Below are 12450 nucleotides of genomic sequence, written 5' to 3' on the forward strand. Positions count from 1 at the left end.
CCCGCTACGGCGCTATCTGAGGCGCGCGTCCGGGCGGCTTTGCTCTACCGAGCTACACCACCTCTGGGGGCACGACCGAGGCGAAGGGCGCGTATCGGGATCTTGCCGGATCCCAAACCTTCCAATTCACCATGCAAACGCTTTCCTGCCGCCTCGGCGCATCCACCGATGCAGGGATAGAACTCGACGCACTGGCTCGATCGTTCCGTCGGGCACGCACAGCTTCTGACGATGGTGATCAGCGAGTCTTGGGGTTTCTTCTTGTGACTCGGCGTGGAAACGGCTTTGCAGCATCTTCGAGCTTCGGCGCGGCCGGGATCATCAAGTTCGAAAAATGGTTCGACGACACGCCGAGGACGGCCTTCTTGCTAAATTCAAGAGGTCCTCAATGTCACAACCCAAATGCCGAGGACTCTCGTAGCCTCTTTGGAGAAATCTCACACATGCTCTGCAATGAGAGCGCGTCTTCTCGAAGTAAGACTGAAAAAGCGCGCGATGGGGTTTATGCTTCGGCCAATCTCTGCGATAAGGCATCGATTACTTGGAGGCAACAGCCGTCGAGTGGTTCGCAAATACGATGGGAGCAATTGGGTTGCAGACAGACTTTTCGCGTATCAATCGGTCTAAAGCCGTATTCGATGATATTTATGCTTCGGATGACCCGAGAGCATATTTCTCTGTCCTGGGAGACTTGGATTATATGATCCCGGACGTGGCTGAGCCGGTTGTGCGCCAAATTCTGACAGCGAAAGCTTCGGCAACCGGCCTTAAGCCGGTCGTGCTTGATATTGGCTGTTCGTACGGTATCAACGCGGCAGTGCATCGGTTTCCACTGACCTTCGGAGGCTTGCGTCACCGCTATGCCCGGCGCGAGATGAGGGCGATCAGTTCTGAAGCATTGGTGGGTCTTGATCGCAATTTTTATGCAGCTTGGCCTGATGTCGGTTTGGCGCGGTTTATCGGCCTCGATGTGTCCGCGCCGGCAATCAGCTATGCAACGGATGTTGGTCTCCTGGAGCAGGGCATTGTCGCTGATCTTGAAAAGGAGGCGCTGTCGACGGACAGCGCGCGCATTCTCCGCTCAACAGATGTTATTTTGTCGACGGGTTGCATCGGCTACGTCACCGAAAAAACGTTCAGCAAAATTCTCGATGCAACAAAGCGTCCATGGATCATCTCTTTCGTGCTACGAATGTTCCCGTTCGAGTCTTTGGCCGCGACGTTTGCCAAGCGTGGCCTTGTGACTGAACGTCTTACCGGCGCGACGTTTATCCAACGTCGCTTTCGCGATGCTGAAGAATTTGAAAGTTGTTTGGCGAGCTTGGCGGCTCTTGGCGTCGATGCTAGCGGCCTTGAATCCGAAGGGCTGTTTCACGCCGATCTGATCTTGTCCCGCCCTGAGGCGGAGGTGCGCGCCATGCCTCTGAAAGACATTGTCACCGTCGCCAGCGGCAGGGGGCGGCCGATCGGGCCCCGTTATGTTCATGTCGAAGCAAACGAGGGCTTGCAGGTCGCGCTGGAGCCGTGACCGGTTCGTGTTGAGGTAATATCGGCTCGCCGGATTAGGACTTGCCGTGCTCGTGCACGCCGGGCTCATCGCCGCTCGGAGCGGGATGGTAAAGGCGTGATCGGCTGAGGGACCACAGCTCCGCATTGCGGCGTACCCACGCCGGCGACCGGCCGGATAATAGGCCGATCGTCGGCCTTTTTCGCCAGCCCGCCGGCGAAGAAGGCTCGAGGCGGCGCCGATGCAGGGTTGAACTGAGCATCCTCCCAACGATCAGGGTTGTCCTGTGAATGCTGATCGAAATGTGCCCCCTCAATCAGTCCGTCTCGCAGGCTAAAGTCTTGATTTTGCAAGTGCCGGAAGTGTGTGTGTAAAGTGACCCCGGCGCCGATCGGTCAGCCCCCCGCGCCGATTCACAGCTATCCTACAAAGAGCCGCCTGTTCAAGGAAGCCGGTGAGATCACGCGCCGCCGCGGGCGGTCGCGCCGGCCCCGACGGTATTGACCGACGCAGCACCGGCGGCCGATCTTGCCGACCCATCCGCGTCGGCGACGGCATTGGCCGATTCCTCTTCCGTCACCATCCCCTCAATCCGCCGCCCAGCGCGAGGCGGCCTGCACGCCGAGCCCCGCTCCGAGGCAGTCAGGCAGATTGGTCTTATCCAGAAGCCGGCCAACCAGTTCTCGCAGGTCCGCGCCCCCTAATCGCTCGCGGATCTGCTCGGCCCTGCTTTCGAACAGTTCGGGAAAATAGCCGTCGGGTCCGAGATACTACTAGAGGGCCTCCAGGTCGGCCGCCTCCTCGCGGGATCGTCTCCTTCAACGCTTCGACGCACTCGCGACGCAGTTTACCGTGCGACATGAGATCGGCGGCCTTGATCTCCGGACGATCCGCGGCTCCGTCGTATCGACGGCGAGGCCGTGATTCTTGGCCTCAATGGCCTCTCTGATTTCAACGCCCTCCACTCCCGCAGGCACGACCGAAGTGCAGCTTTACGCCTTCGATATTCTCGCTATGGGCGAGGACGATCTGCGGTCCTGCCCCCTCCGAATGCGCAAGGCTAATGAACAGGCCGGCGACAAGCCGCGTCGGCAGGCCAGGCTGCCCCGACCCTAGCTCGTTGTGAATCGGCGTGGGGTCCGGACGCCGATCGGCGTCCCAAGTGCTTTTGACTTCGCGCGTGCGGGGCCAATGTTTGGTGTCGATTCACAACCGCTCTATCAGCCACAACTCTCTGAGACCGGAGCCGTCGCCTGATCAAAAGTGCGAAAGATTCTGGACAGTACCCGGAGAGTCCAGTGCAAAAGAAACTTCCGAAGGTTGGTGAATTGCGTGGAGGTGCTTGTTGACGGCATCTGGCGATCTGCCGTCTTCCACACTGCCGATAGCATTCTTCTTCTGAGCCGGGGGCTGAGGGGATTTGGTGGAGGGATCACTTCGAGTTTGGCAACGGCGACACTGTTCCCGTAGACATCAGTCAAGCGACGTTCTGCCTCCCTGGCGCTATCCGCAGAAGCAAGTCGGGGCGATGCGCGTAAGACGATTCTTAGTCGAAGCGTTCGACAGTGAGAGCGCCACGGTGGATGACCTTAGGGCCGCCATCCTGAATGGCTGGGGACACCCGTTGGACGTGGAAGGGAACCCGGAACGGCTAAGGGTCAGAGAACTCGGACGACGAACGGGTTTCGTAAGATAGACGTTGCTAATGCAGGTGCAGTTGTTCGGCCTATTCTGGTCCGACGCCAACATCCGCAGCATCCGCAGCGGCAAGAAGTGCAGTACTACTGTACGTAGCAGGGTGGACCACCGCATCAAGACCGCCTACGGTACCGAGGAGAAACGGCTGTAGCCGTCAGGAGGCCATTTAATCCCATAATTCCCGATTGACTGAAAGAAAATGAACATCAGCATCATTCCCGACAATGGGATCCAGTTCACTTTTCCGTTGCACTATGCGGACAGCCTGCCTGCCAAGCGAATCGACTCCATCCGCGGTCCGCTGGCAAACTGGTGCCCCCAAAACGTGCTGATCGAGATCGATGACGGAGCAACACGCGGACATCCGACGTGTTAACGCTCCGGTCGCGACGCCGGTAGGACTTCAATTTTCTCGGCCCTCACAACGACGCGTTTTCCAACGCCGTTGGGGAGAGAACTTTCGGTCAAGTCATCTGGAATAATTCGAATATTCTTTCGGCAGGCGTGCGACTTCGCCATCATCTGGATTGCAGCGCAGTCGTTTCTCAAGGCTTCCCGTTCGGCCGCCGGTGCGGCAGAATCTGCAAAAACAACCGTAACCGCGCTGGGCAAAGGTGCAATGCAGTGGTAGCCCTCCATGGCGTAGAGGCATCTCACGTTTCGAAGCTCGATAGGCTTCCCGATGAACTTAGCCGGAGCGTCATGAAGGTCATCAGAATTAAGGACCTTGAAATCGTTCGGGCTGAAATACGTAACGAATTCTTTGGTGTTCGCTGTTTCCGTCCCACTGGGGACGTCAGCAGCGAGCGCGGGCCGCGCCGAACAGAATATGATTGCAGCTCCAGAAACAAGCCACTTCTGTCTAAACAAGGTTTGCCTGTGCGTCATCGGAGGCAGCTTTCGTTTTGAATGATGATTCGGCGCAGTCGGCTGCGAGCCTGTCGCCGGGGATGTCTCTGGAAGTACAGTCGCAACGTGTTCAGTTAGAGGCATCGACCTTTTCGAGTAAATAATTCGCGCCCGCTAAATCGGGGGCAGAACAAGAGCTGCTCAAAATCGTACGGTAAGACCGAACGGGGCATGAACATTAAGCAGCTCGTTGGATTGGCGCTGGCAGCCGAAGCGATCTGAAGCCTTTGAGCGGCGCTTGCCCCCTGCTGCGGAACGGCGAAGTGCCGCTCGCGCCCGCGCCTCGATACCTTAAGTCGTTGGGTTTCGTCGCCTGCCAAAGCTTGTAGGCTCACTCCCAAATGATTCAGCAACCTGTCGGCGCGTGAGACGAATCGCGCGTCACTCAGAATGCAGATGGCGCCAGGATCGGCGCCGGATCATGATCCCGGCGGCCTCGCAATCACCTTCGGGCAAATCCTTCTCGTTGCGCCGCAGTGCGTGGGTTGGAAAAGAAACGGACAGGCGCGCACCGCGTACTCTCGCGTTAGTCAGCTTCTCGAAAGCCAACCTTCCTAGAATTCGAAGCCGGTCCACGATGCCGACCCGCTGGCGGACCGGCAACAGGCTTTGTTCCCATAAGAGCAAGGAGAGCATTATGGATTCCAATCGGATAAAGGGTGCCGGCTCGCCAGAGTCCCCGATAGGATACGTCTATTCACAGGGGCATCATGATCTTTTTAGGCAGGCTGTGAACGACGTCAGGTCATCGGCTGCCGCCCCTGTACCGGCAAAGGCCCCGATTTGGAGTTCGAGCGCTCCGTATGGGGATTTTTCACGCTCCGGCTACTCTTGGAACAACGACGTGTGGGGCAGTGGTGCCGGGCCTCAGACCATTTCGGTGTACGGTGCGAACCGGTGGAGCGTGTGGTCGAACCAGCCTGGAACTCGTGGCATCAAGAGCTATCCGCACGAGGCCGTCCATATCGGAAAGCCGCTCAGTGCAATCAACACTTTGAGCTCGACGTTCAATCAGGATGTTCCTAAAAGCGGCGCCTGGGACACCGCCTATGATATTTGGGACAGCTCAAACCAGCATGAGATCATGATCTGGACAAACTACACCGGAAACTCGGACGGTAGCGGCAACGTTAAGCCCATTTCTTATCATTATCGACCGGATCCCTCCGGGGCGGCGATCCCGGTCTACACTAACGTCGACGTGGGAGGGACGACCTGGAACGTGTTTGAAGGGAACAATGGTCACAACGTCATCTCGCTCGTGCCCACCTCGAAGAGCAACAGCGGGACAGTCGACATCAAACGCATCTTAGAGTGGATCAAGTCGAAGGGCCACTTCGGCGACATACACGTCGGTAGCGTCCAATACGGCGTCGAGATCACCTCCTCCCCAGGCGGAATGGACTTCAAGTTCAATAACTGGACCGTGACCTCAAAGTGAAGATCGGCGAAGGATTCTAGTTGAGTATGCAGCAATTGCCGACTTGTTGAGTCCTATTGGTACAATTCAAGGCGGCATGATCACGGCCATGCTCGACGCCGCCGTGGGCCCGGTCGCATCGGCATTCCTTGGTGGCCATCATATGGCTCCCACTGTTGAAATGAAAACGAACTTCATGCGACCGACGGTGATCGGGCCGCTCTTCGTCGAGCCGTTATCGTTCATCGCACAAACACCGTCATTTTTCCGGCGGCCACAAAGAAAAAGCGAAAAGGGTAGGTTAATAGCCAGCGCCACGGCAACAACTCGGATCTTCGACTGGCCACCCGCAGCAAGCACGTCCGGCCTAGCCAGGGGTGATCGGTTCGCTCTCTCCAAAATCAGATGACAGACGATATTCAGGTACGGCGCATCGGCGCTGACGAAGTCGATGGGCGTTTGGAGCGTCTCGCCGACATCCTCATCGACTGCGTCGCCCGTGGCGACTCAGTCAGCTTTCTGCCACCGCTATCTCGACGACGTGCGCTGGTGTACTGGCGTAGCGTCGCGGACGCGGTCATTTGCAATGAACGCGTGTTGCTAGTTGCGGAAGATAGCACAGGTCGGATTGTTGGCACAGTCCAGATGATACCTGCCGAGTCTGAGAACCAATTGCATAGCGCTCGAGTCATCAAAGTCCTGGTTGAAAGAAGAGCGCGCCGTCGCGGCGTCGGACGCTGGCTGCTCTCGGCTGTCAGCGAGTTAGCACGAAAAGAGGGAAAGAAGCTGTTAACGCTCAGTACGACCACAGGTTCTGCTGCCGAGCGTCTTTACGAGAGCGACGGATGGAAGCAGGTGGGTATCATACCCGGTTGTGTGCTCGCCTCTGACGGAACATATCGCTCGGCGACCTTCTTCTACAAGCTTCTCTAATACTGCATCGCTGGCTTCGCAATTGTGATCATTACTGAAGGGCTTGGCATGCGCAGACAAGATCGCCGGGTCCCGTCCCGATAGATCGTCATCATCGGGGAGCATCGCTGACATTGCAGCCTTGTTCATGGCATGTGAACGACTGAAGTTCACCGGTCGTGGTCGAGTAGCCAGGCCATTCGGCTTCGCCCTCACAGATCCGGGCATGCGGCTTTCCCGCACCCGGCTCTTCCCGAGGGCACCCGCGTCATATCCGCGCCTGCGCCCATGTTCGAGTGATGCGTGGAGTTGGCAGTCGGAAGCGTGCCGTCAGGGTCTCGAACTCCAGCCAGCCCATGCGCCAGCTTTTCTGACTGCGGCGTCTCAGACAGCGCAGCCAGGTCCGACGCACTTCCCGGTAGAAGCCGTTGAGCGCTGGATAGTTGTGCGGCCTGCCGTAGTAGCCATAGTGCCCGCGCAGCATGGCGGCGAACCGCTCGTGCTGCGTGGCCAGTGGCGCATGCATGAACCGCCATGTCTCCTGGCGCAACGCCGTCAGCTTACACGTCAGGCGTTTCCCTTCCGTCTTGTGCTTCACGATGAACCGGCCATCCCGGGTCCACCCGCAATAATGGGTGAAGCCGAGAAAGGCGAAGGTCTCGGGCCGCCGCTCACCGCGCCGCTGACGCGAGACGGCCGCGAACCGACCAAACTCGATCAGCCGCGTCTTGTCCTCATGGAGCGTCAGGCCGAAGCTGGCCAGCCGCGCACGAAGGGCCAAGAGCATTTCCTGCGCATCTGCCTTGCTCTCGAAGCCCATGACGAAGTCGTCCGCATTGCGCACGGTCACAACGCGACCGCGTGCGTGGCGACGACGCCATTGCGGGACCCAGAGATCGAGGATGTAGTGCAGGAAGATGTTGGCAAGGAGTGGGCTGATGCCCGCCCCTTGCGGCGTGCCCCTGTCCGTCTCCTGCTTCTCACCCCTCTCAAGAACGCCAGCTCGCGACCACAGCCCGATGAGCCGCAATATGCGTGAATCGGCGATCCTGTGCGCCACCATCCGCAACAGCCACGCGTGGTCGACCGAGCCGAAGAAGCTGCGTAGGTCGGCATCGAGCACCCAGGTCACGCGCTGGCTCATGATCGCCGTATGCAGGGCATCAAGCGCCATGTGAGGATTCCGCCCCGGCGGGAAGGTAGGAGAACCCGAGGAAGTCGGCCTCGTAGACAGCACTCAGCACCTCGGCCACCGCGCTTTGGACAATCTTATCCTCTAGCGCCGGCACACCGAGAGGCTGCTTGCCGCCGTCGGCTTTGGGGATGTAGACGCGCCGCACCGGCTGTGGCCGGTAGCGACCCGTGTAGGCCGCGGATGTTATCCGTCAGCTGCCCTTCGTACTTCGCCACCGTCACCTCATCGACCCCCGCGTGGCCTGCCGCTTTTGTCTTCGAAACGCCCTGAGCAGAGCGTCTTCGTCGACATGGTGCAGCAGGGCCGTGAACCGGGTTTGGGCAGCCTGCTTGGCCGCCGCGTTCACCCGCTCAAGGTGTGGCAACAGGGCGACCCGGCTCTTGTCCGGACCCTGGCCTCCTCGCGCAGGCTCCGCTCGGGCTGGTCCCTTCCCTCCATGCGTCTCCTTACCTTCGACGATTTCACAGGTACTATGAACCAGCCCGACTCCCGACCTCAGCTCGGACAGCGGCTCTGGCAGTGCCTTGCCGCTGCCCCCCACTGGAGACCAATCCAGCGGACCTGGTCGGGCCTTTCATGTTCCGATGATTGCCTTCCATGCGTGATCCGGCCATCGACCCCGACGGAGCTACATCGTCTCGCCTATCGACGATGCTCGTGCTGCCTTCGTGCTTAGGGAACACACTCGGCCTCCGCGAACTTCCACCTTTCGAGGCTCATTCCCGCACCCCGCATGGCTCCTGTCTACACTTCAGACCCCGCGTTACCGCGACGCCCGCAAGACTCGGTCCCGGCTTGCCTGCTAGGGCTTTGGCCGGAAGAAAGCACTACTAAGGGAAAATGAGGAGGTGAGCATTGAGCACGCTGGTTTTTCATACCAATGCTCCGCTTATAAAATGTCTTCGTCGATTGTAGTCCAGCGAACCCGTTAGCTAAGCTGGTGGCAGCGACGGCGGTCCATTCCGATTTGGTCCGATGTACCCAACGACGCTAGACCATCGAATGTTGATCAAGCCGAAGTCTGCATCAACCGCTAGAAATTCATCGCCGTTGAGAGAGTACAGCCGCTCGCGTTTGATAGGCATCAGATGCCCATCAACGAGGTTTGCTTCTGTTAGCCTGTTTTGTGAGAGCACGGCGTCGCGCTGCTTACGCTGTAAATGTCCGATACTTTGATAGTCATCAACCAAGGCGGTTGCAGACCAAGACGCAGGCAACGGCCTGTCGCTGTTCGTGACATCGTTCATCCGAAACAGTAGCCCTTGGGCATACAATTTATCTGTTTGCCGGTCGGCTTCTGCGAACATCTTCAGGCCGTTTTTTCGGGCCGCATCGGAAGCCACGCTTTCGAGAAAGCCCAGCGCTACACCCGCGCCGATGGCCCATGTCGGCGAGCCAATGAACCCGACACCGGTTGATACGCCCCCCATCTTTGATGCGGCTTCCGACCTAAGGCCGCTGATGATGGCGATGTTCTCAGTCGGATAAAGAGTCACGCCGTGGATTTTCAGTGTTTGGCCGGATGAAAGAACTGCTACGGCATCACTGCCGTCATTATCGCTCCGCATGATCGCCTTCTAGTTTTTATCAAAAATCGATAAGTAGTTATAGTTGTCGGAAAAGATTTGGCGAGATAGTCTTTCGTTCTAAGAGGGAATTCGCCATGCAGAGCAACAGCATTGAACAATTAGCATCCGCCCGTAAGGGCGGCATACCAGATGGTTGCGCAGGCCAGAGGACCTTATGCTGAGAAGAGAATGCGGTTGCTGTGCGCGGTTGAGACCATCATTCTCCTCCGCTGAACAACGCGGCCGACGTGACGGAAATGCGCGACATGGTTTTGTATGAGTTCGGTAAGCCCGACTTCAGCGATGAGTTCTGATCTGATCTCGCGCTGAAGTTGTTGAAGGCGATCTAGCGACGACGCGTCGCTAACAACGTTTGCGCCGATCCAGCATCCTTCAATGCCAGATCAGCCCAAATCTAAGAAGCTCACGGCGCCGTTGCAGATGCTTTGCGCGGTTATACGCTGCCGCAACCTCGTTCTCCGGCTTATGGGCTAGAACCAGCTCGATCACGTCGTGATCGGCCGGATAGCGCTCATTCATGATAGTCGAGAACGATGAGCGCCAGCCATGTGGGACGTGCTTGTCCCGGTACCCAATACGGTTCAGATGGTAGCCGATCGGGTTTTCACTGAGCGGCTGATGAAGATGCCATGTGTTTGGGAAAGCGTGTTGACCGCCGCCCGTGATGGTGCGCAGTACGCTGATGGCATCTTGCACTTGCCGCGACAGTGGCACCATATGATCGTATGCGTCCTGTTCTTTGCGCTTCCGAATGAGTTTCATTCGCGAGGCCGAGATTACCCACACGTCGCCGTCAAGAGCGTCTAGCTCACTCCACGGCGTCTGAATCAGCTTACCCGGCCCACCGCTGTCAGAGCGAGAAGCCGGCGAGCGAGTCTTCGTTACCGTGTGCGCCGGTTCGGCTTCGAATTTGCTGAGAACCGCGCGCGCCTTCGCTCAGATCCGTAATGGCCGGGCGCTGCCCCTTGATCAGGGGAGCAAGAGCACTTTGGAGCATTGAGGCTGGATCGGTGTCTGCCCGTCCGCTCGCAATGGCGTAGACGAACACTTCAGATATGCGCTGCCTCACGCGCCGGGCGGTCTCGATCGCTGGGCGGGCCTCGATCTTCCTAAGTGTCTTTAAGATGATAGGTGCTTGGATTTCCCGGACAGGCAGCGCGCTAAGGTCGGGGAACACGTCGCGCTCAAGGCTGCGGATTACGTCATTGGAGTGAACTGGCGTCCAACGCGGCTTGTTAAGCGCGTGCCATTCGCGAGCGATCGACTCGAATGTCGCGTGATCGCTCACCGCTACCTTGGCCTTTTCCAACTTCTTGGCGATGCTGGGATCACGCCCTTGTCGCAGGATGTCCTTTGCGCTTTCGCGCTTGGCGCGTGCGTCAATGAGACTGACAGCGGGGTAGGGTCCGATTGTCAGTAACTTCTCCTTGCCGCCGAACTCATATCGGCACCGCCAGTGCTTGCCCCCGGCAGGGGTGACGTGGAGATACAAGCGATGTGCGATACGTGGGCGCACTCGTTATGAGAACGGGAACGCCACCCTCCTCAACGCCATCAATCCCTGCGGCGGGCGATGCTTTTGAGTTCCTGCCGGCGCGGGACGGCAGCGCTGTGCAGCTGAGGAAGGTGTCCGCGTGATGATCCCCGTCTCTAACTACGAAGCCGAGTTCGCGGTTCGCGACGGTGCCGGACGCCAAGCCTGGCGCCCCTGCACCGTGGTCGGCGTTTCAGTTGAGGATTCGTTTAACCATCGATTCGTCGTCATCATTCGTGGCCCGGAGGAGTACGTCGACCTTGTTGCAGAGGTTCGTCGGCCCACGCCGTCGCAGGAGCCGTTTGGCTGACGGTGCGACGAGGTTTGGCCCCACCGCACCGCGCGTCTTGGTCATCTGCACTCAGATAGAGCCAAGAGATTGTCACTGTACGTCGCGATGCTCCAGAATGGCTTCCCTCCAACTTTTGGTAGCTTGTTAGCTCGGAGCGAGTGCCTCAGCATATGGTGTCTCCCTTCATTGGTGGTCCATGCCATGCTGAAGAATATTGCTTGCATCCTATTATCTCCGATTGCTCTCATGAACGCGGCTTTCGCGCACGACGCGCAGTCCAACACGATCGACTGTTCGGCATTTTCAAAGCGATCGGACGGCAGATGGTATGTGGGGTCACCCACAACCTTCGACGTCGGCAATACAACCTCTGTAAGTTTGGCGGCACTTTCAGTGGGCCGGAATTTTATGAATGTTGGAGGTTCAGATCTGTTTGATCTAATCGAGGTGAAATGCGGGAAGGACAACTCGCGCCCGACGATGGATCAGGCGCAATGACCCCTGAATGCATTGTGCCAGATGAGAGGTAAGTCGTTCCGAAAAATTGGGTGTGCGTTCGTATTGCTAGCTTGCGCCAGCGCTTTCCTTGCTTGGCGCTTGGGCTATGGTAGAGGATAAGAGCGGGGGCGGGAAGCCGCTGCGCGCTTGTTCGCGAACAAAGGCGTCGGTAGTGCCGCCGAAACGGGCCCGACATTTATCGACGGTCTGTAGCAACGCTAGCAATGCGGCGGACGCGATGAGGATGATCTCGTATGCTCACCACTCAACAAATCTCCGAGGCCAAAAAACGCGTCCGATACCAACAGCCGACCAATGTGCATGAACACGATGACTGCATCAGGATCGCGTTTGAGTGGCTTGATGCGCAAACCACCACAAAGAGGCTCGCAAAGCCAACTTACCTCTTAAAGAACATCATCGAGATGTGGGGTGGCAGATACATTGCGACGTCAGACGTGGAAGTTGCGGCTGAACTACATCCACAGATCAAGGGCAGGTATCCTCACTTCAACATCAGCTCCCGACTCACGCTCCCCTCTGACCGTCGGTTGGCGGATATTCCGGAGGCGAGAACGCAGGGTTACCAGCTTACGGTCGCGCACGTCACGGAAACTTATTCCCGAATTGAGGAATGACCACGCATAAGACAGGCCAATTTGCCATCGGCACCCGCGTCAAAGCGGCCGAAAGGAAAAAGCGCTAGGCTGCGGAGGGCACGGTCTTAGCTGCGGATGCCTTCGCTACAGGGCGAGGACGGACGGGCACTCAGCGAGTGAAAGAAGATTGTCTGGCTGAATGCCGTCTGCCGTCGTCTTAATGTACTTGTGCCCTTCGTGTTTGGCCACGATCAAACCAGCAGTGAGCCCGTCTTCCTGGACATAGAATTCCCACGC

The 12450-nt window shown here is 58.1% G+C and carries 16 protein-coding genes; 8 read left to right on the forward strand and 8 right to left on the reverse strand.

What is annotated here, in order from left to right; translation table 11 throughout:
- Positions 1-577: 577 nt before the first annotated feature.
- Entirely contained in the window at positions 578-1528 is a 951-nt protein-coding gene (locus tag AC5ZFO_RS45825) for a class I SAM-dependent methyltransferase (RefSeq protein ID WP_496123989.1), read from the forward strand.
- A gap of 439 nt (positions 1529-1967) precedes the next feature.
- Here the strand turns inward: AC5ZFO_RS45825 and AC5ZFO_RS45830 are convergent, their stop codons facing one another.
- Positions 1968-2090 (reverse strand): hypothetical protein, encoded by a 123-nt coding sequence (locus tag AC5ZFO_RS45830; protein WP_496123976.1) that lies wholly within the window; start codon positions 2088-2090, stop codon positions 1968-1970.
- 1314 nt (positions 2091-3404) lie between these two features.
- Between AC5ZFO_RS45830 and AC5ZFO_RS45835 the strand changes: the two genes are divergently transcribed.
- On the forward strand, positions 3405-3581 hold the full coding sequence (locus tag AC5ZFO_RS45835) for a hypothetical protein (protein ID WP_496123977.1): 177 nt from the start codon (positions 3405-3407) through the stop codon (positions 3579-3581).
- Here the strand turns inward: AC5ZFO_RS45835 and AC5ZFO_RS45840 are convergent.
- Positions 3578-4093 carry a hypothetical protein gene (locus AC5ZFO_RS45840; RefSeq protein WP_496123978.1) on the reverse strand — a complete coding sequence of 172 codons (516 nt, stop codon included), beginning with the start codon at positions 4091-4093 and terminating at the stop codon, positions 3578-3580. The two genes, AC5ZFO_RS45835 and AC5ZFO_RS45840, sit on opposite strands and share 4 nt — an antisense overlap.
- 402 nt (positions 4094-4495) lie before the next feature.
- On the reverse strand, positions 4496-4750 hold the full coding sequence (locus tag AC5ZFO_RS45845; protein WP_496123979.1) for a hypothetical protein: 255 nt from the start codon (positions 4748-4750) through the stop codon (positions 4496-4498).
- 1 nt (position 4751) lies between these two features.
- Between AC5ZFO_RS45845 and AC5ZFO_RS45850 the strand changes: the two genes are divergently transcribed.
- From AC5ZFO_RS45850 to AC5ZFO_RS45860, 3 genes are read left to right on the forward strand one after another with little or no spacing between them, the layout of a single operon-like run.
- On the forward strand, positions 4752-5555 hold the full coding sequence (locus AC5ZFO_RS45850; protein ID WP_496123980.1) for a GH12 family glycosyl hydrolase domain-containing protein: 804 nt from the start codon (positions 4752-4754) through the stop codon (positions 5553-5555).
- A 46-nt stretch (positions 5556-5601) separates the two neighbouring features.
- A complete protein-coding gene (locus AC5ZFO_RS45855; protein WP_496123990.1) occupies positions 5602-5943 on the forward strand; it encodes a PaaI family thioesterase in 342 nt (113 codons plus the stop codon).
- Positions 5940-6467 carry a GNAT family N-acetyltransferase gene (locus AC5ZFO_RS45860; protein ID WP_496123981.1) on the forward strand — a complete coding sequence of 176 codons (528 nt, stop codon included), beginning with the start codon at positions 5940-5942 and terminating at the stop codon, positions 6465-6467. Before AC5ZFO_RS45855 ends, AC5ZFO_RS45860 begins: the two co-directional genes overlap by 4 nt.
- Before the next feature lie 247 nt (positions 6468-6714).
- On the opposite strand, the gene AC5ZFO_RS45865 is transcribed toward AC5ZFO_RS45860, so the two are convergent.
- From AC5ZFO_RS45865 to AC5ZFO_RS45880, 4 genes are all read right to left on the reverse strand, one after another.
- Complete coding sequence (locus AC5ZFO_RS45865; RefSeq protein WP_496123982.1) at positions 6715-7620, reverse strand: reverse transcriptase domain-containing protein; 906 nt, start codon at positions 7618-7620, stop codon at positions 6715-6717.
- Positions 7621-8573: 953 nt separating this feature from the next.
- Positions 8574-9209 carry a hypothetical protein gene (locus AC5ZFO_RS45870; RefSeq protein ID WP_496123983.1) on the reverse strand — a complete coding sequence of 212 codons (636 nt, stop codon included), beginning with the start codon at positions 9207-9209 and terminating at the stop codon, positions 8574-8576.
- A 393-nt stretch (positions 9210-9602) separates the two neighbouring features.
- On the reverse strand, positions 9603-10016 hold the full coding sequence (locus tag AC5ZFO_RS45875) for a tyrosine-type recombinase/integrase (RefSeq protein ID WP_496123984.1): 414 nt from the start codon (positions 10014-10016) through the stop codon (positions 9603-9605).
- A 64-nt stretch (positions 10017-10080) separates the two neighbouring features.
- Positions 10081-10722 carry a tyrosine-type recombinase/integrase gene (locus AC5ZFO_RS45880; protein ID WP_496123985.1) on the reverse strand — a complete coding sequence of 214 codons (642 nt, stop codon included), beginning with the start codon at positions 10720-10722 and terminating at the stop codon, positions 10081-10083.
- A gap of 142 nt (positions 10723-10864) precedes the next feature.
- Between AC5ZFO_RS45880 and AC5ZFO_RS45885 the strand changes: the two genes are divergently transcribed.
- The 3 genes from AC5ZFO_RS45885 to AC5ZFO_RS45895 all read left to right on the forward strand — a co-directional run bounded on the left by AC5ZFO_RS45885 (position 10865) and on the right by AC5ZFO_RS45895 (position 12192).
- Positions 10865-11074 (forward strand): hypothetical protein, encoded by a 210-nt coding sequence (locus AC5ZFO_RS45885; protein WP_496123986.1) that lies wholly within the window; start codon positions 10865-10867, stop codon positions 11072-11074.
- Positions 11075-11257: 183 nt separating this feature from the next.
- A complete protein-coding gene (locus AC5ZFO_RS45890) occupies positions 11258-11554 on the forward strand; it encodes a hypothetical protein (RefSeq protein WP_496123987.1) in 297 nt (98 codons plus the stop codon).
- A 254-nt stretch (positions 11555-11808) separates the two neighbouring features.
- The gene (locus AC5ZFO_RS45895) at positions 11809-12192 is read left to right on the forward strand and encodes a hypothetical protein (protein WP_496123988.1); all 384 of its coding nucleotides are present in this window, start codon (positions 11809-11811) and stop codon (positions 12190-12192) included.
- A 105-nt stretch (positions 12193-12297) separates the two neighbouring features.
- On the opposite strand, the gene AC5ZFO_RS45900 is transcribed toward AC5ZFO_RS45895, so the two are convergent.
- Positions 12298-12450: DUF3892 domain-containing protein (locus AC5ZFO_RS45900; protein WP_496123991.1), on the reverse strand; the 153-nt coding region annotated here is incomplete at its 5' end.

It is taken from the genome of Bradyrhizobium sp. Unk1, assembly GCF_059512345.1.

Bases quoted from the DNA above. Each gene is read 5' to 3' on its own strand.
- AC5ZFO_RS45830 (WP_496123976.1), bottom strand. From the start codon at position 2,090: ATGGTGACGGAAGAGGAATCGGCCAATGCCGTCGCCGACGCGGATGGG.
- AC5ZFO_RS45895 (WP_496123988.1), top strand. From the start codon at position 11,809: ATGCTCACCACTCAACAAATCTCCGAGGCCAAAAAACGCGTCCGATAC.
- AC5ZFO_RS45890 (WP_496123987.1), top strand. From the start codon at position 11,258: ATGCTGAAGAATATTGCTTGCATCCTATTATCTCCGATTGCTCTCATG.
- AC5ZFO_RS45825 (WP_496123989.1), top strand. From the start codon at position 578: ATGGGAGCAATTGGGTTGCAGACAGACTTTTCGCGTATCAATCGGTCT.
- AC5ZFO_RS45860 (WP_496123981.1), top strand. From the start codon at position 5,940: ATGACAGACGATATTCAGGTACGGCGCATCGGCGCTGACGAAGTCGAT.
- AC5ZFO_RS45845 (WP_496123979.1), bottom strand. From the start codon at position 4,750: ATGCTCTCCTTGCTCTTATGGGAACAAAGCCTGTTGCCGGTCCGCCAG.
- AC5ZFO_RS45840 (WP_496123978.1), bottom strand. From the start codon at position 4,093: ATGACGCACAGGCAAACCTTGTTTAGACAGAAGTGGCTTGTTTCTGGA.
- AC5ZFO_RS45835 (WP_496123977.1), top strand. From the start codon at position 3,405: ATGAACATCAGCATCATTCCCGACAATGGGATCCAGTTCACTTTTCCG.
- AC5ZFO_RS45850 (WP_496123980.1), top strand. From the start codon at position 4,752: ATGGATTCCAATCGGATAAAGGGTGCCGGCTCGCCAGAGTCCCCGATA.
- AC5ZFO_RS45870 (WP_496123983.1), bottom strand. From the start codon at position 9,209: ATGCGGAGCGATAATGACGGCAGTGATGCCGTAGCAGTTCTTTCATCC.
- AC5ZFO_RS45865 (WP_496123982.1), bottom strand. From the start codon at position 7,620: ATGGCGCTTGATGCCCTGCATACGGCGATCATGAGCCAGCGCGTGACC.